The organism is Brevundimonas sp. (assembly GCF_044239655.1).
Taxonomy (GTDB): Bacteria; Pseudomonadota; Alphaproteobacteria; order Caulobacterales; family Caulobacteraceae; genus Brevundimonas.
Genome location: NZ_JBIIAY010000021.1, coordinates 1 through 21,591 on the forward strand (window position 1 = coordinate 1; position 21,591 = coordinate 21,591).

The 21,591-nt window shown below is 68.6% G+C and carries 23 protein-coding genes; 12 read left to right on the plus strand and 11 right to left on the minus strand.

The window, feature by feature from the left end; all coding sequences use genetic code 11:
* Nucleotides 1–842 (minus strand): tyrosine recombinase (locus ACILQR_RS04460; RefSeq protein WP_395650287.1); only part of this gene is annotated, 842 nt, incomplete at its 3' end.
* A gap of 63 nt (nt 843–905) precedes the next feature.
* On the opposite strand from ACILQR_RS04460, the gene ACILQR_RS04465 reads away from it, so the two are divergent.
* From ACILQR_RS04465 to ACILQR_RS04475, 3 genes are read left to right on the plus strand one after another with little or no spacing between them, the layout of a single operon-like run.
* The gene (locus ACILQR_RS04465; RefSeq protein ID WP_395650288.1) at nt 906–1,469 is read left to right on the plus strand and encodes a shikimate kinase; all 564 of its coding nucleotides are present in this window, start codon (nt 906–908) and stop codon (nt 1,467–1,469) included.
* Nucleotides 1,466–2,569 (plus strand): 3-dehydroquinate synthase, encoded by a 1,104-nt coding sequence (gene aroB / locus ACILQR_RS04470; protein ID WP_395650289.1) that lies wholly within the window; start codon nt 1,466–1,468, stop codon nt 2,567–2,569. Before ACILQR_RS04465 ends, aroB begins: the two co-directional genes overlap by 4 nt.
* Nucleotides 2,566–3,156 carry a GNAT family N-acetyltransferase gene (locus ACILQR_RS04475; protein WP_395650290.1) on the plus strand — a complete coding sequence of 197 codons (591 nt, stop codon included), beginning with the start codon at nt 2,566–2,568 and terminating at the stop codon, nt 3,154–3,156. Before aroB ends, ACILQR_RS04475 begins: the two co-directional genes overlap by 4 nt.
* 4 nt (nt 3,157–3,160) lie before the next feature.
* On the opposite strand, the gene ACILQR_RS04480 is transcribed toward ACILQR_RS04475, so the two are convergent.
* On the minus strand, nt 3,161–3,571 hold the full coding sequence (locus ACILQR_RS04480; protein WP_395650291.1) for an MliC family protein: 411 nt from the start codon (nt 3,569–3,571) through the stop codon (nt 3,161–3,163).
* 7 nt (nt 3,572–3,578) lie between these two features.
* Nucleotides 3,579–4,040 carry a tRNA adenosine(34) deaminase TadA gene (tadA, locus tag ACILQR_RS04485; protein WP_395650292.1) on the minus strand — a complete coding sequence of 154 codons (462 nt, stop codon included), beginning with the start codon at nt 4,038–4,040 and terminating at the stop codon, nt 3,579–3,581.
* 12 nt (nt 4,041–4,052) lie between these two features.
* Between tadA and ACILQR_RS04490 the strand changes: the two genes are divergently transcribed.
* Nucleotides 4,053–5,627, plus strand: a complete 1,575-nt coding sequence (locus tag ACILQR_RS04490) for a pseudouridine synthase (protein WP_395650293.1) — start codon at nt 4,053–4,055, stop codon at nt 5,625–5,627.
* A gap of 3 nt (nt 5,628–5,630) precedes the next feature.
* On the plus strand, nt 5,631–6,194 hold the full coding sequence (gene rsmD / locus ACILQR_RS04495) for a 16S rRNA (guanine(966)-N(2))-methyltransferase RsmD (protein ID WP_395650294.1): 564 nt from the start codon (nt 5,631–5,633) through the stop codon (nt 6,192–6,194).
* Between the two features lie 144 nt (nt 6,195–6,338).
* On the opposite strand, the gene mutL is transcribed toward rsmD, so the two are convergent.
* The 5 genes from mutL to ACILQR_RS04520 all read right to left on the minus strand — a co-directional run bounded on the left by mutL (nt 6,339) and on the right by ACILQR_RS04520 (nt 10,683).
* Nucleotides 6,339–8,195 carry a DNA mismatch repair endonuclease MutL gene (mutL, locus tag ACILQR_RS04500; RefSeq protein WP_395650295.1) on the minus strand — a complete coding sequence of 619 codons (1,857 nt, stop codon included), beginning with the start codon at nt 8,193–8,195 and terminating at the stop codon, nt 6,339–6,341.
* 71 nt (nt 8,196–8,266) lie between these two features.
* A complete protein-coding gene (locus ACILQR_RS04505) occupies nt 8,267–9,022 on the minus strand; it encodes a pseudouridine synthase (RefSeq protein ID WP_395650296.1) in 756 nt (251 codons plus the stop codon).
* 44 nt (nt 9,023–9,066) lie between these two features.
* Entirely contained in the window at nt 9,067–9,453 is a 387-nt protein-coding gene (locus ACILQR_RS04510) for a hypothetical protein (RefSeq protein WP_271144140.1), read from the minus strand.
* An 87-nt stretch (nt 9,454–9,540) separates the two neighbouring features.
* A complete protein-coding gene (locus ACILQR_RS04515; RefSeq protein WP_271144141.1) occupies nt 9,541–10,014 on the minus strand; it encodes a heme-binding protein in 474 nt (157 codons plus the stop codon).
* A 36-nt stretch (nt 10,015–10,050) separates the two neighbouring features.
* The gene (locus ACILQR_RS04520; protein ID WP_395650297.1) at nt 10,051–10,683 is read right to left on the minus strand and encodes a DUF938 domain-containing protein; all 633 of its coding nucleotides are present in this window, start codon (nt 10,681–10,683) and stop codon (nt 10,051–10,053) included.
* A gap of 226 nt (nt 10,684–10,909) precedes the next feature.
* On the opposite strand from ACILQR_RS04520, the gene ACILQR_RS04525 reads away from it, so the two are divergent.
* Together ACILQR_RS04525 and ACILQR_RS04530 are read left to right on the plus strand one after the other, a co-directional pair.
* Entirely contained in the window at nt 10,910–12,757 is a 1,848-nt protein-coding gene (locus ACILQR_RS04525; protein ID WP_395650315.1) for a phosphoenolpyruvate carboxykinase (GTP), read from the plus strand.
* A gap of 50 nt (nt 12,758–12,807) precedes the next feature.
* Nucleotides 12,808–13,854 (plus strand): NAD(P)/FAD-dependent oxidoreductase, encoded by a 1,047-nt coding sequence (locus ACILQR_RS04530; protein ID WP_395650298.1) that lies wholly within the window; start codon nt 12,808–12,810, stop codon nt 13,852–13,854.
* On the opposite strand, the gene ACILQR_RS04535 is transcribed toward ACILQR_RS04530, so the two are convergent.
* Nucleotides 13,844–14,578, minus strand: a complete 735-nt coding sequence (locus ACILQR_RS04535) for a TonB family protein (RefSeq protein ID WP_395650299.1) — start codon at nt 14,576–14,578, stop codon at nt 13,844–13,846. The two genes, ACILQR_RS04530 and ACILQR_RS04535, sit on opposite strands and share 11 nt — an antisense overlap.
* Before the next feature lie 174 nt (nt 14,579–14,752).
* Here ACILQR_RS04535 and ACILQR_RS04540 point away from each other — a divergent pair, with 174 nt between their 5' ends.
* From ACILQR_RS04540 to ACILQR_RS04555, 4 genes are all read left to right on the plus strand, one after another.
* Nucleotides 14,753–15,547 (plus strand): transglycosylase SLT domain-containing protein, encoded by a 795-nt coding sequence (locus ACILQR_RS04540; RefSeq protein ID WP_395650300.1) that lies wholly within the window; start codon nt 14,753–14,755, stop codon nt 15,545–15,547.
* Between the two features lie 93 nt (nt 15,548–15,640).
* Nucleotides 15,641–16,780, plus strand: a complete 1,140-nt coding sequence (locus ACILQR_RS04545) for a DUF2336 domain-containing protein (RefSeq protein WP_395650301.1) — start codon at nt 15,641–15,643, stop codon at nt 16,778–16,780.
* Nucleotides 16,781–16,846: 66 nt separating this feature from the next.
* Nucleotides 16,847–17,332, plus strand: a complete 486-nt coding sequence (locus ACILQR_RS04550; protein ID WP_395650302.1) for a low affinity iron permease family protein — start codon at nt 16,847–16,849, stop codon at nt 17,330–17,332.
* The gene (locus tag ACILQR_RS04555) at nt 17,329–17,610 is read left to right on the plus strand and encodes a SemiSWEET family sugar transporter (protein ID WP_395650303.1); all 282 of its coding nucleotides are present in this window, start codon (nt 17,329–17,331) and stop codon (nt 17,608–17,610) included. Before ACILQR_RS04550 ends, ACILQR_RS04555 begins: the two co-directional genes overlap by 4 nt.
* Nucleotides 17,611–17,825: 215 nt before the next feature.
* On the opposite strand, the gene ACILQR_RS04560 is transcribed toward ACILQR_RS04555, so the two are convergent.
* Nucleotides 17,826–18,473 carry a glutathione S-transferase family protein gene (locus ACILQR_RS04560; RefSeq protein WP_395650304.1) on the minus strand — a complete coding sequence of 216 codons (648 nt, stop codon included), beginning with the start codon at nt 18,471–18,473 and terminating at the stop codon, nt 17,826–17,828.
* A 14-nt stretch (nt 18,474–18,487) separates the two neighbouring features.
* Nucleotides 18,488–19,066, minus strand: coding sequence for an ATP-dependent Clp protease proteolytic subunit (locus ACILQR_RS04565; RefSeq protein WP_271146881.1), 579 nt, complete (start codon nt 19,064–19,066; stop codon nt 18,488–18,490).
* 304 nt (nt 19,067–19,370) lie between these two features.
* Between ACILQR_RS04565 and ACILQR_RS04570 the strand changes: the two genes are divergently transcribed.
* A complete protein-coding gene (locus ACILQR_RS04570; RefSeq protein ID WP_395650316.1) occupies nt 19,371–21,449 on the plus strand; it encodes a DUF3857 domain-containing protein in 2,079 nt (692 codons plus the stop codon).
* Nucleotides 21,450–21,591 lie beyond the last annotated feature (142 nt).

Sequence of the window (21,591 nt, forward strand, 5' to 3'; positions counted from 1 at the left end):
ATGTCGGCGTGGCCTAGGAGGGTCTGGACGACGCGGAGGTCGGCGCCGCCCTCCAGCAGATGGGTGGCGAAGGCGTGGCGCAGGACGTGGGGGCTGACGCGGGCGGGGTCGATGTTCGCGTCGATGGCGGCCTGATCCAGCATCTGGGCGAAGCGGCGGGGGGTCAGGTGGCCGGATGCGCCGCGTGACGGGAACAGCCAGGGGCTGTCGGGGGCCTTCGCGCCGGATTTAGAAGTTGGGCGACGCGCCTCGCGGATCGCCAGCCAGGCGGTGATGGCCTCGCGCGCCGCCGTGTTCAGTGGGGCGAGGCGTTCCTTGCCGCCCTTGCCCCGGACGATCAGCCAGGCGGGGTCGCGGCGCACGGCCTCGACCTTCAAGGCCAGCAGTTCGGAGACGCGCAGGCCCGAGGCATAGGCCATCTCGACCAGGGCCAGCATGCGCTCCCGGCCTCCGTCCTCGCGCGCGGCGGAGGCGGCCAGCAGCCGTTCGACCTCCTCGCGCGACAGGGTGCGGGGCAGGGGGCGGCCCTGTTTCGGGGCGTCGATGCGGCGCGATGGATCGTCGGTGCGCCAGCCTTCGCCCAGGGCGAACCGGTAGAACTGGCGCACGGCCGAACGCCTGCGCGCCGCCGTCGCCGCCGACAGGCCGCGCGTGGACAGGGAGGCGAACCAGGCCTCGATCGCGGCCTCGTCGGCCTTGAGCAGGCCGCCGGGGGGCAGGGTGGCTTCCGCATCGGCGAGGTCGCGGGCATAGGCCGACAGGGTGTGGGGCGAGGCGTCGCGCTCGACCGCCATCATCTCCAGGAAGGCCTCGACCTGGGGCGAACTGACAGGGCCGCTCATGGCACGGCGCAGGTTTTCAGGCTCTGGCGAGCGCTGGCGCATCGTGTAGAGGGTTGATCCGTCATGCCTCTCTCCGCCGAATCCCAGTTGTTGCAGAGCCGCACCATAGCCCTGGTCGGGTTGATGGGCGTGGGGAAATCGACCGTGGGCAGACGTCTGGCGGCGCGGCTGGGGCTGCCCTTCGCCGACGGCGACGACGAGATCGAACAGGCGGCGGGGATGTCGGTGTCCGAGATCTTTGCGACCATGGGCGAGACGGCGTTTCGCGAGGGCGAGGCACGGGTGATGCGACGTCTGCTGGAGGGGCCGCCGATCGTGCTGGCGACCGGGGGCGGGGCGGTGCTGAATGACGAGACGCGGGCGTTGCTCAAGGACCGGGCGACCATGGTGTGGCTGAGGGCCGATCTGAAGGTCGTGGCGGCGCGGGTGCAGCGGCGCGACACCCGTCCATTGCTGCGCGGCAAGGACGCCTATGAGGCACTGTCCGAAATGGCCCAGGTCCGTTACCCCGTCTATGGCGAGGCCCATGTGACCGTCGACGTCGGCGGCGGGGCCCATGCCGAGGCGGTGGAGGCGATCATCAGGGCGCTGGAACAGTACCGGCAGACGACGGAGACCTCGGCATGACCGCGATCCGGGTCGGTGGGGCAGGTTTCGCGCCCTATGAGGTGGTGGTTGGGCGCGGGCTGCTGGCGCAGGCGGGCGGCCGGATCGCGCCGTTCGCGCGGGGACGCACGGTGATCGTCAGCGACGAGACGGTGGCGGCCTTGCACGGCCCGGCGTTGACGGCCTCACTGGAGGCGGCGGGGGTGGCCACGCAGATGGTGACCGTGCCGCCGGGCGAGGGGTCGAAGTCCTTCGCCGAGCTGGAGCGGGTGCTGGACGCCCTGCTGGCCATCGGGCTGGATCGCAAGGACGTGGTGGTCGCGCTGGGCGGCGGGGTCGTGGGCGATCTCGCGGGGCTGGCGGCGGCGCTCTACATGCGCGGCATCGACTTCGTGCAGGTGCCGACGACCCTGCTGGCCCAGGTGGATTCGTCCGTAGGCGGAAAGACGGCGATCGACACGCCGCGCGGCAAGAACCTGGTCGGGGCGTTTCACCAGCCCAGGTTGGTGCTGGCCGACATCGATGTGCTGGGCACCCTGCCACCGGTGCAGTTGAGGTCGGGGTGGGCCGAGGTGCTGAAGCACGGGCTGATCTGCGACGCGGACTTCTTCGACTGGCTGGCGGGCGAAGGGGCAGGCGGGGCGACGGGCGATCCGGCGGCGCTGGAGCGGGCGGTGATCCGCTCGGTCGAGATCAAGAGCGCCATCGTCGGCGAGGACGAGCGTGAATCGGGACGGCGGGCGCTGCTGAACCTGGGGCACACATTTGGCCATGCGGTCGAGGCCGAACTGGGCTTTGAGGAGGCGGCGCTGGCGCACGGCGAGGCGGTGGCGCTGGGGTGCGTGCTGGCGTTCCGGTATTCGGCGCGGGCGGGGCTGTGCGCGGGCGAGGACGTCGCGCGGGTCGAGACGGTGGTCGCGGCGGCGGGGCTGCCGACGCGGCTGGAACAGGCGGGCGCGTTCGAGGCCGAGGCCCTGCTGGCCCGGATGGCGGGGGACAAGAAGGCCGAGGGCGGGCGGGTGACGCTGGTGCTGGCCCGGTCGATCGGCGACGCCTTCGTCGAGAAGACGGTGGATGCGGCCGACCTGACAGCCTTCCTGCGCGAGCAGGGCGCGGCGTGAAGATCGCGGTCCAGGGCCTCGAGGACGGACACGTCGTCCGTCTGGAGCCCCTATCGGACGTGCTTCGGGAGCCTTTGCGGGCGGCGCTGAACTGTGATCCCGAGGCATGGGCTCTGATGGTGGGCAGCGCCTGTGGCGAACGGTTCGACGCCTTCTTCGACTCGGCTCTGATCGACATGGAGAAGGGCACCAAGGTCGCCTGGGCCGTGCGTCGGGCGTCTGATGACGTGATCGTCGGCACGACCAGTCTGTACGAGATCAAGCCCGAGCACCGTCGCTGCGAGATCGGGGCGACCTTCTATCGGCCCGAGGCGCGCGGCGGGGCGATCAATCCGGCCTGCAAGCGCCTGTTGCTCGGCCATGCGTTCGACGCCGGAGCGGTGCGGGTCGAGATCCTGACGGACGCGATCAATCCCCAAAGCCAGGCCGCGATCCGCAAGCTGGGGGCCCGGGACGAGGGCGTGTTGCGTAAGCACAAGATCACCTGGACGGGACGGATCCGCGACACGGCCCTGTTCGCTGTCCTTGACGAGGACTGGCCCGAGGTCCGCGACCGGCTGGACCGGCGTCTGGCGGCGTTCGGCTGAGGGCTCAGTCCACCGCGCGGCAGGTGGTGGCTGGGGCGCCGTCGGCGGTCCAGGTCGCCATCAGGCCCTTGCCGCGCAGTTCATAGGCGCTGGCCTTGTACCAGAGGCCGTCGGCGGTGCGTTCCTGGAACAGGTCGATGGCCTCGCCGCGCGCGTTGCGGACAGTCGCCATGGAGCGGGGGTTGTCGAAGTCGACCGACAGTCGCTCTCCGTTCTCGCACAGATAGACGGTGCGGATGACGCGGCTCATGGCCCGCTCCTGGATCTCTGCGCCCGTGCGGCGACGCGTCGTCTGGGCCTCGATGGCGCGGGCCTCGACGGCGGCGCTGTCGGTGGGGGCCTCGCTCTGGTCGGGGCCGCAGCCGGCGAGGACGGGGACGGCGAGCGCGCCGGCGAGAATGAGGCGAAGGGTCATGGCGCGGTCAACGTTCGGCAAGCCTTGCTGTTCCGGCGCGACGGGCGCGGAAGAAGTCGCGAAGGGCCGTCGCAGACTCCTCGGCCAGCAGTCCGCCCTCGACCTGGGGCCGCCAGTGGCAGGTCGGTTGCTCGAACAGGCGGGGGCCGTGGACGACGGCGCCGCCCTTTGCGTCGTCGGCGGCCCAGACGACGCGGCCGATTCGGGCGTGGCTGATGGCCCCGGCGCACATGGCGCAGGGCTCCAGCGTTACATAGAGTGTCAGGCCGGTGAGGCGGTAGTTTGCGGTGGCCTGGGCCGCCCGGCGCAGGGCGACGATCTCGGCGTGGGCCGTGGGATCGCAGGACCCGACGGGGCCGTTGGCACCCTGTGACACCACCTCGCCGGTGGTCTCGTCGACGATCACGCAGCCGACAGGAACCTCGCCTGCGTCCGCCGCCGCTTGCGCCAAGGCCATCGCCATGCGCATGAACCGCTCATCATGGCCCGCCATCCCGACGACAACGACAAGAAGCCCAGCCCCAGTCAAGGGCTGCGTCCGCACAAGCCCGGCGATCGCCCGAAAAGCGGGGCCGCGCGTCCCGGCTCGGCGAGCGCTGCCTTCACCGCCAGCGAGGGCAAGACCACGCGCGGCGCGCAGGCCCGGCCCGGTGCCGGTACGGGGCGATCCTATGCCGCCGACAAGGGCGCGCGGCCGGAGAAGCCGATCAAGGGCAAGCGCTACTCCGACGACGCCAAGGCCTCGCCGCGCTCCGACAGACCGGGGGCCGACAAGCCGGGCGGCAAGTTCGCCGCCAAGACGCCGGAGGAGCCCAAGCGCAGCGAGCGGATCGCCAAGGCCATGGCCCGCGCCGGGATCGCGTCGCGGCGCGAGGTCGAGCGGCTGATCGGCCTGGGCAAGGTGGCGGTCAACGGCCGCATCCTGGACACGCCGGCGACCCTGGTGACGCGCGACGACGTCATCACCGTGGACGGCAAGCCGATCGCGGCGGTGCAGGCCACGCGGGTGTGGCGCTACAACAAGCCCGTCGGGCTGCTGACCTCGCACAACGATCCGGGCGGGCGGCCGACCGTGTTCGACAGCCTGCCGGCCGGGTTGCCGCGGGTGATGTCCGTCGGGCGGCTGGACATCAATACCGAGGGCCTGCTGCTGCTGACCAACGATGGGGAGTTGTCGCGGGCGCTGGAGTTGCCGGCGACGGCCCTGGTGCGTCAGTACCGGGCGCGGGCGCGGGGCCGGATCACCCAGGCCGATCTGGATACGCTGAAGGACGGCGTCACGGTCGACGGCGAACGCTATGGGCCGGTCCTGGCCACCATCGACAAGGCCAAGACCAACGAGGACGGGCTGCAGTCCGCCAATCTGTGGATCAGCGTCCAGATCAGCGAGGGCAAGAACCGCGAGGTCAGGAAGGTGCTGGAGTCGATCGGCCTGACGGTCAACCGGCTGATCCGACTGGCCTATGGGCCGTTCCAGCTGGGGACGCTGCCGGTCGGTGCGGTCGAGGAAGTCGGCCCCCGCGTGATCCGTGAGCTGCTGGGCGAACATATCCGGCCCGAGAACCTGCCCGAGGGCAATGCGGTCCAGACGCCTGCGCCCGTGCCCGGTCGTCGGGGCGGGATGCCGCTGGTCACCGGAAAGTCCGGCTCGGCTATCTCCGATCCGTCGAGGAAGCCCAGCCGGGTCCGTGCGGCCGGCACGGCGACGGCCCAGGCGACCGAGCGCGCCAACCGCCCGCCCAAGAAAGCCGGCTGGGCCAAGGCCGGGCCCAAGTTCGAGCATCCCAAGAAGACCTTCACGCCCCGGGCCCGCCCGGACGGCGAAGCGCCTGCGGATGACCGGCCCAAGCGCCCGTTCAAGCCGCGCGAGGACAAGATTATCGGGCCCAAGTCCTCGACCTGGGCGCGGGATGACAAGCCGGCGCGGGATGGCGCGAAACGTGAGTTCAAGCCGCGCACCACAGGCTCCGGCCCGGCCCGGCCCTCGGGGCGGTCGGGGATGAAGCCCGGCGGCGGCAAGCCCGGCGGTCCGCGCGGACCCCGCTCGGACGGCTGACCCATGCGGATCGTGGCGGGAACCCTGCGCGGCCGGAGCATCCTCGCGCCCGAGGGGCAGGGCACGCGGCCGACCTCGGATCGGGCGCGGCAGGCGGTGTTCAACGTGCTGGAACACGCGGCCTGGGCGCCGGGCCTGTCCGGGATCCGGGTCATCGACCTGTTCGCCGGATCGGGGGCATTGGGGTTCGAGGCGATGAGCCGGGGGGCGACCTTCGGCCTGTTCGTCGAGACCGACGAGGCGGCGCGGGGCGTCATACGCGAGAACGCCGACGCCTATGGCCTTCTCGGTCGGGTGCGGGTGCATCGGCGCAGCGCGACCGACCTGGGGCTCCGGCCGGGTTCGGATGGCGAGGCGTTCGATCTGGCGTTCCTGGATCCGCCCTATGGCAAGGGGCTGGGGGAGCAAGCCTTGGCCGGTCTGGTCGAGGGAGGTTGGCTGAAGCCCGGCGCGATCGTGGTGTTCGAGCGGGGGTCGGGCGAGCCGGAGATCGAGACGCCGGGGTATGAGCGGCTGGATGCGCGGGACTATGGCGCGGCGCGGGTGCTGTTCTTGAGGGTGACCTGACGCTTCTCCCTCCCCCTCGGGGGAGGGCAGGCGCGGTGCGCCGGGTGGGGGCGGCAAGGCACAACGGCGCGGAACTCGCCTTGCCCTTCCCACCCGGTCTTCGCTGCGCTTCGACCACCCTCCCCCGAAAGGGAGGGAGAGGGGTCATCGTCTCCCGAACAGCTTTTCCAGATCCCCCAGCTTGAGCTCCACATAGGTGGGGCGGCCGTGGTTGCATTGGCCGGAGTAGGGGGTGGCTTCCATCTGGCGCAGCAGGGCGTTCATCTCGGGGGCGGAGAGGACGCGGCCGGCGCGGACCGAGCCGTGGCAGGCCATAGTGCCGCAGACCTCGGCCAGACGTTCGGACAGGGCAAGCGCTGCGCCGTGTTCGGCCAGGTCGTCGGCGATGTCGCGGATCAACCCTTGCACGTCTGTGTCGCCGAGCAGGGCGGGGGTCTCGCGGACCAGGACGGCACCGGCGCCGAAGGCCTCGACGATAAGGCCCAGTTCGGCGAGTTCGTCGGCGCGCGAGGCGACTCGGTCGGCCTCGGACGGGTCGAGCTCGACGACCTCGGGTGTCAGCAGGGCCTGACGGGCGACGGATCCGGCGGCCATCTGGGCCTTCATCTTCTCGTAGACGAGCCGTTCGTGGGCGGCGTGCTGATCGACCACGACGATGCCGTCGCGGGTCTGGGCGACGATATAGGTGCCGTGGACCTGGGCGCGGGCGGCGCCGAGGGGGTGGTCGATGTCTGAAGGGGCGAGGGGCGAGGGGTGAGGGGCGAGGGCGTCGAAGCCGGGTTCGACGCGGGCGCTATGTTCATTGAGGCCGGGAATGATCTGGGCGTTCGCGGTGGCGGGTGCCGCCCAGGCCTGCCAGCCGGACCAGCCGCTGGCGCTGCCGCCCGGACTCTCGCCCCTCACCCCTGACCCCTCGAACCTCGTGAAGCCGGTATGGGGCGTGAACCCCGCAAGCGCATCGGCGGCGACCGTGGTCGAGGCGCGGTGTCCGGCGGCGGCGAGGGCGTGTCTCAGGGCCCCGACGATCAGGCCGCGCACCAGGGCCGGGTCGCGGAACCGCACCTCGGCCTTGGCCGGATGGACGTTCACGTCGACATGGAGCGGGTCGATGTCGAGGAACAGGACCGCCGCCGGGTGCCGGTCGCGGGCGAGGAAGTCGGCATAGGCGCCGCGCAGGGCCCCTTGCAGCAGGCGGTCCTTCACCGGGCGGCCGTTGACGAACAGATACTGGTGGGCGGCATTGCCCCGACTGTAGGTCGGCAGGCCCGCGTAGCCGGTCAGCCGGACATTGTCCCGCGCCTGATCGATCAGCAGGGCGTTGGCCTCGAAGTCGCGGCCCAGCAGGGCGGCGAGGCGTTTGAGGCGGCCTTCGTCGCCCGGGTGTTCGGCGGGCAGGCGAAGCGTGGTCCGGCCGTCGAGGTCGAGGGTGAAGGCGACGGCCTCATGCGCCATGGCCTGGCGCTTGATCTCGTCGGAGATGGCCATGGCCTCGGACCGTTCCGACTTCATGAACTTCAGCCGGGCGGGCGTGGCGTAGAACAGGTCGCGGACCTCGACGCGGGCGCCGTGGGGGCCGGGGAAGGCGGCGGGGGCTATCGCGCGCTGATCGCCGCCCTCGACCGTGATCTGATTCGCATCGCCACCGGGGGAGCGGCTGGTGATGGTCAGGCGGGCGACCGAGCCGATCGAGGGCAGGGCCTCGCCCCGGAAGCCGAGGGTCGAGATGCGCAGCAGGTCCACGTCGCCGGCGTCGTCGGGTTCGAGCTTCGACGTCGCATGGCGTTCGACGGCGAGGGCCAGCTGGTCCGGGGCCATGCCGTGGCCGTCGTCGGCGATCAGGATGCGCGAGAGACCGCCGCCGTCGGCCTGGATCTCGATGCGGGTGGCACCGGCGTCCAGCGCATTCTCGACCAGTTCCTTGATGGCGCTGGCCGGGCGTTCGACCACCTCGCCGGCGGCGATGCGGTTGACGGTCTCGGGCGGGAGGCGGCGGATGGGCATGTGAGTCGGGAAGATAGGGGTTCAACGCGGCCGGGGCGAGGATCGGGGGCACCGGCCTGTCGAATCCATCTTCACCCCACCAGCGCGGCGCGTTCCTCCGGCGTCGCGTGACGCCAACGGCCTTCTTCGAGGCCGTCGAGGCGGATGGGGCCGATGCGGATGCGGATGAGGTCGGTGACTTCCAGATCGACCATCTCGCACATGCGGCGGATCTGGCGGTTGCGGCCCTCGCGCAGGATGAATTTCAGACGTTGCTGCTCCATCCGGCTGACGCGGGCGGGTTTGAGCTGGCGGCCGTCGAGGCGCAGGCCGTAGCGGAGGGTCTTGAGCTTCTGTTCGGTGACGTCGCCGGAGACGCGGACCAGGTATTCCTTGTCGAGCTCGCTTTCGGGACCGATCACGGCCTTGGCCACGACGCCGTCGGTCGACAGGATCAGCAGACCGCGCGAGTCTTCGTCCAGCCGGCCGATGGGTGGCAGGGAGGCGTTCTCGTCCGGGACCGGACCGCCGCCGATTTGGTTGGCTTCGTGGATCAGGGTGACGGCGGGGGTCTTGTCCGGCTCGGGCTGACCGGAGACGAAGCCGGTCGGCTTGTGCAGCAGGATGGTCATGCCGGCGGCCAGGGCCTCGGTCGCGCGGTCGGCCAGGGTCAGGGTCTGGCCGGGCTCGATCTTGCGGCCGGCGTCGGTCACGACCACGCCGTCGATCGAAATCAGGCCGTCGGCGATCAGGGCGTCGGCCTCGCGCCGGGAACTCAGGCCGGACTGGCCCATGAATTTGTTCAGGCGGACGGGTTCGTCGCCGTCATAGGTGCGGGTCAGGGCCATGGCCTGCCCTCGCGCGCGCAGACCATCAGGTCAATGCCCGGCCCTCAATCCATGCAGGTGGCGCGCACCAGGGTGGTGTCGCCGAACGTGCCGAGGATGGTCTCGGCGGGGACACCGCGCGCGAAGCCGCCCTGGCTGCACAGGCGGGCGGCAAGGGTCGAACACCCGTCGGAGCCGCCGCCGCAGGACCGGTTGACGGGGATGTCGATGGCCCGCCCGAAACGTCCGCCGCCCTGACGATCCGGCCGCTGGCGCTCCATAAGGTCGATCAGATAGTCGAGGCGACGCTCCAGTCCGTCGAGGCGACAGGCCGTGTCGGACGGCGCGCATCCGCCGGATCGCGGGCCGTCCTGCGCCAGGGCCCCGGAACCGGCTGCGAGAGTTGCGGCGATCAGGGTGATCAGGCCCCAGTGGATGGTTCGGTTCGGCATCGTCGGGTCCCCCGTGGAGCCCGAAGCTGAACCGACAGGGCCGCAGGCGCGAGTGACGATCCCTGACGGTTGCGAACGGCGTGCCGGTCAGTCCGCGCGGGGAGCGAGCGCGGCCAGGGCGATCTCGTTGTCCTCGGCGGCCGAGGCACCCGAGACACCGATGGCACCGACGATCCGGCCGTCCACCACGATGGGCAGGCCGCCGGCGATCGGCAGGGCGTCCTCATTGGCCAGGCTGACGGTCCGGCCGGCCAGGGTGCGCTCCTCCATCGTCAGGGTGGAGAGGCGGTAGCGGGCGGAGGTCGCGGCCTTCTTCTGCGCGACGAAGATCGAGCCGTACTGGGTGTCGTCCATGCGCACGAAGGCGACCAGTTCCCCGGACGGTTCCACGACGGCGACGGCCATGCGGAAATTGCGGGCAGCGGCGGCTTCGACCGCGCGATCGATCAGGGCCTGGGCCAGTTCGAGACGGATCGGCTCACCGTAGGCGGGCGGGGTCTGGGCCTGGGTGGCCGTGGTGGTGGTGACCAAGGCGAGGGTGGCGATCAGGGCGGCTTTCATGGGGATGTCCTCCGGTGTCATTCAGTCCGCTATAGCTCAGGCGCGGCGGAACAGCAGCATGATGTTGTTGGCGGGCATCGGGACCCGGCGGGTCAGGTGCAGGCCGTGCGATTTCGCCAGGCCGACGACGGTGTCCCGGTCGCGCAGTCCCCAAGCGGGGTCGCGGGCCTTCAGGTCGGCATCGAAGGCGGCATTGGAAGGGGCGAGGGGGACGTCCGCTTCGACATAGGGACCGTACAGGACGAGCAGGCCGCCGGGATTGGCGAGCACCGCGCCGGCCCCGGACATGAGGCCTTCGGTCGCGGCCCAGGGGCTGATGTGGATCATGTTGATGCAGACGACGGCGTCCAGGGGGCCGGGCGGCCAGGTCCCAAGGTCGGCGGCCTCAAGCGGTAGCGGGTCCCTGAGGTTCGGCGGGCCGGAGGCGGCATGGGCGGCGATGCTGGCGCGGGCGTCTTCGCTGGGGTCGGTGGGGGTCCAGTCGATGTCGGGCAGGGCACTGGCGAAGGCGAGGGCATGCTGGCCCGTGCCCGAGGCAATCTCCAGCACCCGGCCCCGCGCGGGCAGATGGGTGCGCAGGACGGCGAGGATGGCGGCGGCGTTCCGCTCGGCGGCGGGGGAATGCAGCGCCGTCGCGGATCGGGTCATCGCGGGGTCGAGGGTGTTCATGCCGTCCTCGTTAGCGGGCGTGAGGCCCGACTGCGACACAAACTCGCTGTCTGTTCGCGGAAACCGGTGTCATCGGAATCCCCCGGGTGCAGGCGGTTGACGCAAGGTCCGCCGACGTGTCTTTGTAACTGAAATATCACGTCATGTTACGTTTCAGGGTATCCGAGGCGCCGTTCAAAGAGCGCCCGGCCGATGGTTCAGGAGCACCAGATTGTCAGCACTCGAGATCGAATCGGTCGCGATTCCCGGCCTGTTTCCGGCCCCCACGCGCCATAAGCGACTTATCGCCTGGGTCGAGCAGATCGCCGCCCTGACCAAGCCGGACCGGGTCCACTGGTGCGACGGGTCCGAGGCCGAGAAGAGCGCGATCCTCGCCGACCTGATTGCCCGGGGCACGCTGAAGGCGCTGGACCCGGTCAAGAAGCCCGGCAGCTATTACGCCGTGTCCGATCCGCGCGACGTGGCGCGGGTCGAGAGCCGCACCTTCATCTGTTCCGAGGATGCGCTGGACGCCGGCCCGACCAACAACTGGGCCGATCCGATCGAGATGCGGGCGCGTCTGGGCGGGCTGTTCGACGGCTGCATGATCGGCCGGACCATGTATGTCGTGCCGTTCTCGATGGGCCCGCTGGGCTCCAAGATCAGTGCGCTCGGCGTCGAGATCACCGACAGCGGATATGTGGCCGTGTCGATGGGCATCATGACCCGGATGGGCAAGGCGGCGCTGGACGTGCTGGGCGACGACGGCGTGTTCGTGCCGGCCGTCCACACCCTGGGCGCGCCGCTGAAGGCGGGCGAGGCCGATGTGCCGTGGCCGTGCAACGCCGACAAATGGATCGTCCATTTCCCCGAGACGCGGGAAATCTGGTCCTACGGATCGGGTTACGGCGGCAACGCCCTGCTGGGCAAGAAATGCTATGCGCTGCGCATCGCCTCGGTCATGGCCCGCGACGAGGGCTGGCTGGCCGAGCATATGCTGATCCTCAAGCTGACGGATCCCAAGGGCCGGGTGAAATACGTCTGCGCCGCCTTCCCCAGCGCCTGCGGCAAGACCAACCTGGCCATGCTGCAACCGACCCTGCCGGGCTGGAAGGCCGAGACGGTCGGCGACGACATCGCCTGGATGCGCTTCGGCGATGACGGCCGCCTGTATGCCGTGAACCCCGAGGCCGGCTTCTTCGGCGTCGCGCCGGGGACCAGCCATCAGTCGAACACCAACGCCATGACCACATTGGCGTCCAACACCGTCTTCACCAACACCGCCCTGACCGCTGACGGCGACGTCTGGTGGGAAGGCATGACGGACGAAGCGCCCGAGGGGATGACGACCTGGAAGGGCGTGCCCTATGACGCCGCCTCCGGTGAGCCTGCGGCCCACCCCAACGCCCGCTTCGCTTCGCCGGCGTCCCAGTGCCCGACGATCGCGCCCGAATGGGAGGACCCCAAGGGGGTGCCGATCGACGCCATACTGTTCGGCGGACGCCGCGCCTCGGCCGTCCCGCTGGTGACCGAGGCCTTCGACTGGGAGCACGGGGTGTTCCTTGGCTCGACCGTGGCGTCCGAAGGCACGGCGGCGGCCGAGAATGCCATCGGCGAGCTGCGCCGCGACCCGTTCGCGATGCTGCCCTTCTGTGGCTACAACATGGGCGACTATTTCGCGCACTGGCTGAAGCTGGGCGAAAAGGCGACGGACAAGTCCAGGCTGCCGCGCATCTATTTCGTCAACTGGTTCCGCAAGAACGAGAACGGCAAGTTCGTGTGGCCGGGCTTCGGCGACAATGCGCGGGTCCTGAAATGGATCGCCGGCCGTCTGGACGGCGAGGTCAGCGCGGTCGACACGCCGGTCGGTCGGGTGCCGTCGCCCGACGCGCTGGACCTGTCGGGTCTGAGCCTGTCGGACGCGGATATGCACCTGTTGCTCGATGTCGACGCCCAGGTGTGGAGCGAGGAGGCCTCGCTGATCCCCGAGTTCTACGAGAAATTCGGCGACCGCCTGCCGAAGACCCTGTGGAAGCAGCATGAGGCCCTGGTCGAGCGGCTGAATGCCGAGGGGGCCCTGGCCGTTTCGGCGTGAGAACGCTTTGACGGCTTGAAATCGGAGTGCGGGCGGTCGAAGGACCGCCCGTGCCGCAGTCCGACAACATCCCCAACGACATCCTGATCATCGGCGCAGGCGTGCTGGGCCTGTGTACCGCCGTCGAGCTGACGCGGCGGGGCCATGACGTGCGGGTGGTGGATACGGGCGTGTCCAACGCCTCGTCTGTCGCGGCGGGCATGATCGCGCCGATCCTGGAAGCCGTCATGGATCGCGTCACACCCGAGCGCGCCGTGCTGATGCGGGACGCGCGGTCGATCTGGGACGGATTTGCGAAAGGTGTGGGGATCGCGATCCACCCGGCGAAGACCTTCTGGGCCGGACGTCAGACGACGGCCATGAACAAGGCCATCGAGCAGTTGGAGATCCAGCCCGGCTCGGTCACCGACGAGGGTCGGGTCTCGGTCATGTCGGATGTGCTGATCGAGCCGGGCCCGGCACTGGCGGCGATGCGGTCGGCATTGGCCCGGCCGGTCATCAAGGCCTGGGTCGGTTCGGTGGCGCGCACGGCCAACGGCTGGAAGGTCGCGACGGGGCAGGGCGAGATCGAGGCGCGGACCCTGGTGCTGGCCACGGGGGCGTCGAAGCCGATGGCGGGCCTGCCGCCCGAGGTCGCGCGGCTGATCGCCCGGATCCAGCCGATCCGGGGCCAGATCGGTTCGGTGCCGGACCGGACCGACGCCGTCCTGAGGGGGCTGGGCATCTATGTCGCGCCGTCGGGCGAGGGAGCGGTGATCGGGGCGACGATGGAGCCGGGACGACGGGATCTGGAGCCGGATGCGGCGGCGGGCCGGCAACTGATCGAGGCGGCCGAGCAGCTTCTCGGTCGGCCCGTCGCCAGACCGGTCGAATGGCGGGTGGGTATACGCGGGGCGACACCGGACGGGTTGCCGATGGCGGGGGCGAGCGGTGAGCCGGGGCTCTACCTGGCCCTGGCACCGCGCCGGAACGGGTGGCTGCTGGGGCCGCTGGTCGCCCGGGTCGTGGCCGAGGCGATCGAAGGCGAAATCCAGGACGGGGGCGCGGGATCGCCCCACGCCGCCGCCCTGGATCCCCGACGGTTCCTTACTCGCTGACGGCGAAGCGGACGGTGAAGGCGACGCGGGCACCGTCGATCGCCTGACCGTCCACGGTTCCGGGGCTCATCCGGAAGAAGGGCGTCAGGCTGGAGGCCGCGCGGCCGAAGCCCTGGCCGCGCGGCGTTTCGGACGCCACCGAACAGTTGCTGAGCGTTCCGGCGGCCGAGACCAGGCAGTTCAGCGAGGCCGTGCCCGGGATGCCGTCGGTCAGCACCCGGCGAGGGAAGGCCCGCTCCATCTGGGCTGCGCTGGGCTGGCTGGCCCAGCGGGGGCGGGTGATGACGGCGGGCGGCCGGGGCGGATCGACCGGCGCCGGCGTGGCATCGAGCGTCGGCACCGGCACAGGAGTAGCTATGGTGAAGGTGTTCGATTCGGTGCGCGGACCGGGGATCGCCGCGATCGTCTCGATGGTGGTGGGCACGGGCATGGGCGAGATGTGGACCGGCAGGTTCGGCGGAACCGGCCTGGGCTCGTCGATCGGATCGACGACCGGCGGCTGGGGCCGGGTCATCATGGTGACGTCGATCGGATTGCCGGGAGGGGACTCCGGCTGGGCCGGGGCCTCGAACCGCTGGTAGTAGATGGCCGCCCCGACGCCGATATGGGCCAGGGTCACCACCCCGATGGCGATCCAGGTGTTGCGGTTGAACCGGAAGCCCTTGCGCTCGCCGTAGTCGAGCGGGCTGATCAATCCCGGTCCGCCGGCAGCTCTAATCATCATGGCCGTAACTCCCTCGTTGGAAGCCGCCCCCGGCCCGCCACCATCGAAGTTCGCGCGCAGCTTGTGGCGGGATTTCGGCGGTGTTTCAGCTTATCGTCGGTAAGTTGGAAGGCCTGCCACCGGGGCACGATATTAAGGTTCCGTTAACCACGATCCGTCAGCTTCCCGCCCATTATGACAGTCGGAGCGATTCCATCGGCAGGGGGCGTGGAGGCGGCGATCCGGCGCGCGTCCCATGCGACCGGCGTGGATTTCGACTTCCTGATGAAGACCGCCCGACGCGAGAGTTCGATGAACCCGTCGGCCAAGGCCCGGACATCGTCGGCGGCAGGGCTGTTCCAGTTCATCGAGCAGACCTGGCTGGCCACGGTCAAGTCGGCCGGCGCCAAGCACGGATACGGCCAGTATGCCGACCTGATCCATCGGGGCTCGGACGGGCGCTGGCGGGTCGAGGGTTCGGCGCGAAACGTGGTCATGGACCTGAGGTTCGATCCGCAGGCCGCATCGACCATGGCGGCGGAGCTGACGGCCTCGAACGCCGCCTATCTACGCGGACGGACCGGTCGCGAGCCGGGGGCGGGCGACCTGTATGCGGCGCACTTCCTGGGGCCCGCAGGCGCGGGGCGGCTGATGGAGGCGATGAGCTCGCGTCCGGGATCGAGCGCGGCGGCCCTGTTCCCGGAGGCGGCACAGGCGAACCGCTCGATCTTCTATCGTGACGGGCGGCCGGCGACGGTGGCCGAGGTTCACGCCAATCTGCAGAAGACGGTGGGCGACGGTGCTCCGGCGGCGGTCACGGGCGCGCCCCGGACGCCGCCCACCGACCAGGAGCGCGACATCATGCTGGCGGCGCGGCTGGAACGGCTGAAGCAGAACCAGAACCTGCTGGCCATGCTGCTGGGGCAGGGCGAGGACGGCAAATCGTCGGGCTTCGGCGGGGCGTTTTCGCCCGGACCCGACACGGCCTGAATTCAGCGCGGGCGGCGGATAGTAAACCGGCCATTAAGCATGGCAGGCTGATGGTGACGCCTCAGCGTCCGATTCCCTGAAACGAGTTCGTCCATGACCGCCTTCCGCGCCCGGCTGACCGACATGGATATCCGTCGCCTGATCAAGGCGACCGACGAGGACGAGCGGGCGGCGGCGGCGCACAAGCTGTGCCGCTCCATCGACCGGGCCGAACTGACCGACGAGGACCGCGAGGCGGCGCAGAAAATCCTGAGGGTGCTGGCCAATGACGCGGCCGAACTGGTGCGACGCTCCATGGCGGTGACGCTGAAGGCGTCGGACCTGATCCCCCATGACGTGGCGCGGCGGCTGGCGGCCGACGTGGACAGCGTCGCCCTGCCCATCATCGGCTTCTCGCCCGTCTTCACCGACGAGGACCTGATCGAGATCATCCAGGCGGGATCGGCCGTGCGCCAGATCGCGATCGCGGCCCGGCCCAGGGTGTCGCGCGACGTCGCCGAGGCCCTCAGCGTCGACGGCTGCGAGCAGGCGGTGCGGACCCTGGCGTCCAACGACAACGCCGACCTGTCAGAGCGGGCGATGGCGCGCTCGATCGACCGGTTCGGCGACACGCCCGAGATCGTGGCGGCCCTGGCCTATCGGCAGGTCCTGCCGCTGGACATCACCGAGAAGCTGATCGCCCTGGCCAGCGACGCGGTGCGCGAGCATCTGGTCAGCCGTCATGCGGTGGCACCCGAGACGGCGATCCGGCTGGCGACCTTTGCGCGGGAACGGGCCACCGTCGATCTGGTCGATCAGGCGGCATCCAGCCAGGACCTGCCCCGGTTCGTGGCGCAGCTGAACGCCAGGAAGGCCCTGACGGCGTCGCTGCTGCTGCGGGCGCTGGCGCGGGGGCAGATGACCCTGTTCGAGCACGGGCTGGCCGAGCTGACGTCCACGCCGCATTCGCGGGCCTGGCTGATGATCCACGACGCCGGACCGCTGGGGCTGAAGGCCCTGTACGACCGGGCGGGACTGCCGCCGCGTCTGTTCCAGGCCTATAGGGCCGGGGTCGACACCTGGCGCGCACTTCAGGCGGAGGGGGCGGATACGTCGGGCGAGGCCTTCCGCGAGCGGATGCTGGAACGGTTCCTGACCCAGCGGCCGAACGCGCCGCGCGATGACCTGGCCTATCTGATGGAGCGGCTGGATCAGGCGGCTCCGCCGGTGATGAGGGCGGCGAACGCGGCCTGAACCCGTCCTTCTCCCGCAAGGAAGATGTGGGCCGGAACCGTCGCCAAGCGGCACCGTTAGGGCCGCATGGAAAAGCTGTTCGTCCGTTTCGCCACCCTGACGGCCAAGATCGCGGGCAAGCCATGGACCTTCATCGCCTGTCTGGGGATCGTCCTGATCTGGGCGGTGTCGGGGCCGATCTTCAGGTTCAGCGAGACCTGGCAACTGGTCATCAACACCGGCACGACGATCATCACCTTCCTGATGGTGTTCCTGATTCAGAATACCCAGAACCGCGACGGGGCGGCCATGCAGGCCAAGCTGGATGAGCTGGTCTATGCGGTGAAGAAGGCCGACGCGCGGTTCATCGGCATCGAGCACCTGACCGAGCGCGAGCTCGACAAGATCCTGGAGGAGGTCGAGAAGCGCGGCCTGGACGTTCAGGCGGGCAAGCCGGCCCGGCCGATCAAGGGCAGGCCCGCCGTCCGCGCCGAGGACATTGAGGCAGCCCAGCCCAGGGCTGCGACCCCGGCAGCCGAACGCAAGACCCGCAAGCCGGCGTCCACGAAATGAGCGACCTGATCGCCAATGTGGTCGGCACGGCTGCCGCCCTGTGTTCCATCGTCAGTTTCGCGCCCCAGATGATCAAGATCTGGAAGGAGCGGGATGCATCCTCGGTCAGTTTGCGGACCTACTCCCTGACCGTGACCTGTTTCGTGCTATGGGTCGCCTACGGCGTCCTGACTTCGGCCTGGCCCATCGTGGTCTCCAACGCCTGTGCCTTCGTCATGGCCCTGGGGGTGCTGGTCATGAAGTGGCGCTTCAGGGACGGGGAGCCGGGCCCAAGTTGATCGGTGGCGGTGGTGGTCGAAAAACAGGCCGCCAAACCGCCAAACCGCCATTGGCCGTATGTAAATTCAATGGGTTAGGTACTCGTGTCGGACAGACCGCCAAACTGCGCGGTGCTACCGGGGCCGTCAGTGCTCATCTCGACATGTCAAAGACCGTCCGAAAGGTAGTGCGCCGCAACGCCCTCGCAAGGCCGAGGAAGGAATAAATTCCTCAATCAGTCCCGATCGGGCGCGCCGAGCGGGAAATAGTCGCGATAGGGCCGGGCTTCGTCCACCGCCCGCGCCATGGACGGCCGGGCCAGCAACCGGGCGCGATAGGCCTTCAGATGGATCAGGTCATCGGGGATCGCGTGGGTCCAGTCGGCGTAGAACAGGGCCGGTGCCGCCGCACAGTCGGCCAGGCTGAAGCCATAGTCCGTCGCCCATTCCCGGCCCGCCATGCGGGCATCCAGCCAGGGATAGATCTGGTCCAGCGCCGTGCGCGCCTCGCTGTCGATCCGGGTGTCGCGCTCGGCCTCGGGGCGAATGGCGTTGTAGATGATGCGCTGCTGGGCGTTGGACACGTGGTTGTCGAAGATCCGGTCCATCATGCGCACCTCGACGGCGGCGGCCGGGTCGGACGGGATCAGCGCCACCGGCCCCGGATGATGCACGGCCAGGTGTTCGATGATCGAGGTGGCCTCCGGGATCACGCGCCCTTCGTCCTCCAGCACCGGAAACTGCCGGCGCGGCCAGATCGCCTGCAGCGCCGCCATGGACTCTGCATCCGCCAGCAGCCGCGCCTCGTGCGGGGTGTCGTTCTCGTACAGGGCGATGATCGCCTTCTGGCAGTAGGACGAGAAGGGGTGGGAATACAGGATCATGCGGCCGTCCGGGATCAGATGACGCCGTGGATGATCCCCAGCGCCTTGGCTTCCTGGGCCTCCAGATACCAGTTCGCCGGCGCGCGTTCGAGGACCTCGTCCATCGTGATCTGGGAGCCCCGCACCAGATTCTCGAACCCCTCGTTCTGGATGGTGATCGAATGCTCGATCTCGTGCAGCACGGCCTTGATGGAGGCGATGCAGGTGGTCAGGGGGCCCTGGACCTGAAGCGTCCGGTTCATCTTGCGCTCGTGAATCATCAGCCGCGTGCCACGCGTCAGATAGCGGTTCGGGGTGGCGAAAAAGCTCATGAAGGTGGCACCCGCCGAATAGATGGCCGCCTTGCCCAGGAACACCAGCCGGCGGCCGGGGGTGATCTCGGTATGAAACCGCACGTCCTCGCCCATCATCCGCGCCACCTCAGGATCGCCGCCCAGGGTCGACAGCTCGATAATGACCAGCCCCTCGTTCGGCACCATGGCGAACTGGCGGCGGAAGCTGTCGTACATGGCGTAGTCGACAGTGCCGGCCAGCTGGATCCGGGGCGCGTCAAAGGCCTTGGACGGGAGGGTCTCGGGATAGGGATAGGACATGATGGGTCGCTCGTGGACCCGCCAAAGCGCAGACGTGGCCGTTCGGTTCCAGGGTCGGGGCGTGGAGGCGGATTTTGCACGTGGGCTTCAGAAACGGCCGATCCCTCCCCGGGGTGTCGACAGACGCGTTCGTCTCCCGAAAGCGGACGCTCGGGAGGTCCGCTATGGAGGTAGCAGAAACTGGGCTGCCAACCGAAACCCGTCATTCGACCTTAGGCTGCAGAGCGAATATCGCGAGCGATCGGCGTCTCATCGTGTCGATGCAACCACTTTTGCTTGCGCATGCGGTAAGCGCCATTTGAAAGTGGTGGCGCTTGCGTCACAATGGCGCGAAGCGGAGTGGGGAAAAGCGGTGCGTGTTTCAGCAACAATCTTGGCGTCTATTCTTGTCGCAAGTTCTGCATTCGCGCAGTCCGAACAAGTTCTTCGAGGCCCCGCTCCCGCGTGGGCTACACCGTCGACACCAATCTCAATACCGGACAACGTCAGCGGCCCGCTGTTTATCCGTCGCCAGGATCTGGAAATACACCTTAGCGACCAGGGTCAGGCGCAGTACTTCGGGTATCACGTCAAAATACTACAAGCGAGCGCTCTTCAGCTTGGCAATATATCGATTGCCTGGAACCCAAGTTCTGATGCGCCAATCATTCACGAAATAAAGCTGTTCCGCGATGATCAGGTCATCGATGTTCTGAAAGACTCATCGTTCGAGATATTACGGCGCGAAGACCAGTTGGAAATGGCGAAGCTCGATGGAAAGCTGACTGCAATCCTTCGCATCCCCGACCTACGGGTAGGCGACGAATTGGAGGTGAACCTCACCAGTTTCGCGAACGACCCCACGCTAGGGCACTACGAAGCCGGTCTCCTGGCGCTCACGCCGAATCCGTCGCCGGGCCGGTACCGCCTGGGATTAAGCTGGGACCAGGGTCACGAGCCCCTCTTGAAAATGACCGACGACATGACGGCGGCGATGACGACCGGCGAGCGCGCGATCGATTTTCGCTTCGACAATCCGGCCGGCCTGTCACCGCCGAGGGACGCCCCGGCGCGCTACCAGTGGCAACGTGCTGTGGAGTATACGGACTTCGCCGACTGGGGGGCTCTTTCGCGGCATTTCGCGCCTCTCTACGAGAGAGCCGCAACGCTTGACGTCAATTCCCCGATCAAGCGTGAGGCCAGCCGCATCGCTACCGCGCAAACGGGCCCTCTCGATCGCGCCAGCGCCGCACTGAAATTGGTTCAGCAGGATGTGCGATACATCTATGTGGGTCTCGACGGCCGGAATCTGACACCGGCCCCGGCCGATGAAACTTGGCAGCGCCGCTACGGTGACTGCAAGGGCAAGACCGCGCTGCTGCTGGCGCTGCTTCGCGAGCTGGGAATTGATGCGGAGCCCGTGCTTGTGAACTCGAGCGGTGCCGATGACGGCCTCGATCAGCGTTTGCCGGTCCCACAGTACTTCGATCATGTGCTCGTGCGCGCGCACATCGAGGGGACCGATTATTGGCTTGACGGCACGCTCCCGCCGGTGGCTTCGCCTAGCGCCCGACCGGTGTTCCCGGTGAGTTGGGTCCTGCCGCTCACTGAGCGGGGCAGTGAACTTCAGAACCTTGCATGGCAACCAGCGACTACGCCCGACCAAATAAGCTTGTATGAGATCGATGCGCGCTCTGGCTTTGATGAGCCGGCAAGGGTCGTGTCGACAGAAATCGTCCGTGGCGTCAAAGGCTTGCAAACCTACATGCAGCTTTCCGCAGTATCGGCCGGACAGTTGTCGGATTTTTTCCGTCAGCAGAGCGGCGGCGATGCCTGGGAGACGATCGAGGATGTTCAGTGGCGCTATGATCAAGGAGCGGGCGCCAGCATCCTAACGATCAGTGGCACCAGAACGATCGATTGGGACGATGACGGCCGTGGGGCGAAATCGCTGGTGCTTCCAGGTGGCGGGTTCAGCCCACCAGAGCGAAGGGTTCGGGCGGCGGATCAGGACCAGACAGCGCCCTTCTATACCGAGCCGGAATACATCTGCCACGTCACTACAGTTCGACTGCCAGAATCAACCCGGGCAAATCAGTGGTCATCGACAGGGAGCTTTAATACTCGTCTCTTCGGGCGAAACTACTACCGTGCATGGGAACTGCGCGATGAATCCATACGCATGGTCCGTGGATCGCGCATCGAACAGCCGGAAACTGATGCGACCACCGCGCGGCGTGACAACGACCGGATTGCTGCGTTCGACAACAGCATGGGCTGGATCTCGTTCAATCCCTCTGCACGAAGGGCGTCCGTTGGCAGCGGGGAGACCGTGCCGGCCACCTATGATTTTGACTGGATGGCCAGCGAAGTGCCGTGTGTGTCTCGAGCGAAGAACAGCTAGAGCAAAGCGAGCAAAGGTACCCACCTCTGTCGGTACCTTAGCGATTCGTTCGCAGCTGCGAGGAAGAAAGAACCTTCGCTGCGTCCCCTCAGGGTCGAAATCAGTTAAAGACATCGAGCCAGATACCGGAAGTGCTGCTTGG

Coding starts and splice junctions, on each gene's coding strand:
- ACILQR_RS04560 (WP_395650304.1), bottom strand. CDS start 18,473: ATGATCCTGTATTCCCACCCCTTCTCGTCCTACTGCCAGAAGGCGATC.
- ACILQR_RS04490 (WP_395650293.1), top strand. CDS start 4,053: ATGGCCCGCCATCCCGACGACAACGACAAGAAGCCCAGCCCCAGTCAA.
- aroB (WP_395650289.1), top strand. CDS start 1,466: ATGACCGCGATCCGGGTCGGTGGGGCAGGTTTCGCGCCCTATGAGGTG.
- ACILQR_RS04555 (WP_395650303.1), top strand. CDS start 17,329: ATGAGCGACCTGATCGCCAATGTGGTCGGCACGGCTGCCGCCCTGTGT.
- ACILQR_RS04540 (WP_395650300.1), top strand. CDS start 14,753: ATGACAGTCGGAGCGATTCCATCGGCAGGGGGCGTGGAGGCGGCGATC.
- ACILQR_RS04480 (WP_395650291.1), bottom strand. CDS start 3,571: ATGACCCTTCGCCTCATTCTCGCCGGCGCGCTCGCCGTCCCCGTCCTC.
- ACILQR_RS04465 (WP_395650288.1), top strand. CDS start 906: ATGCCTCTCTCCGCCGAATCCCAGTTGTTGCAGAGCCGCACCATAGCC.
- mutL (WP_395650295.1), bottom strand. CDS start 8,195: ATGCCCATCCGCCGCCTCCCGCCCGAGACCGTCAACCGCATCGCCGCC.
- ACILQR_RS04505 (WP_395650296.1), bottom strand. CDS start 9,022: ATGGCCCTGACCCGCACCTATGACGGCGACGAACCCGTCCGCCTGAAC.
- ACILQR_RS04550 (WP_395650302.1), top strand. CDS start 16,847: ATGGAAAAGCTGTTCGTCCGTTTCGCCACCCTGACGGCCAAGATCGCG.
- ACILQR_RS04545 (WP_395650301.1), top strand. CDS start 15,641: ATGACCGCCTTCCGCGCCCGGCTGACCGACATGGATATCCGTCGCCTG.
- ACILQR_RS04515 (WP_271144141.1), bottom strand. CDS start 10,014: ATGAAAGCCGCCCTGATCGCCACCCTCGCCTTGGTCACCACCACCACG.
- ACILQR_RS04535 (WP_395650299.1), bottom strand. CDS start 14,578: ATGATGATTAGAGCTGCCGGCGGACCGGGATTGATCAGCCCGCTCGAC.
- ACILQR_RS04520 (WP_395650297.1), bottom strand. CDS start 10,683: ATGAACACCCTCGACCCCGCGATGACCCGATCCGCGACGGCGCTGCAT.
- rsmD (WP_395650294.1), top strand. CDS start 5,631: ATGCGGATCGTGGCGGGAACCCTGCGCGGCCGGAGCATCCTCGCGCCC.
- ACILQR_RS04565 (WP_271146881.1), bottom strand. CDS start 19,066: ATGTCCTATCCCTATCCCGAGACCCTCCCGTCCAAGGCCTTTGACGCG.
- ACILQR_RS04510 (WP_271144140.1), bottom strand. CDS start 9,453: ATGCCGAACCGAACCATCCACTGGGGCCTGATCACCCTGATCGCCGCA.
- tadA (WP_395650292.1), bottom strand. CDS start 4,040: ATGCGCATGGCGATGGCCTTGGCGCAAGCGGCGGCGGACGCAGGCGAG.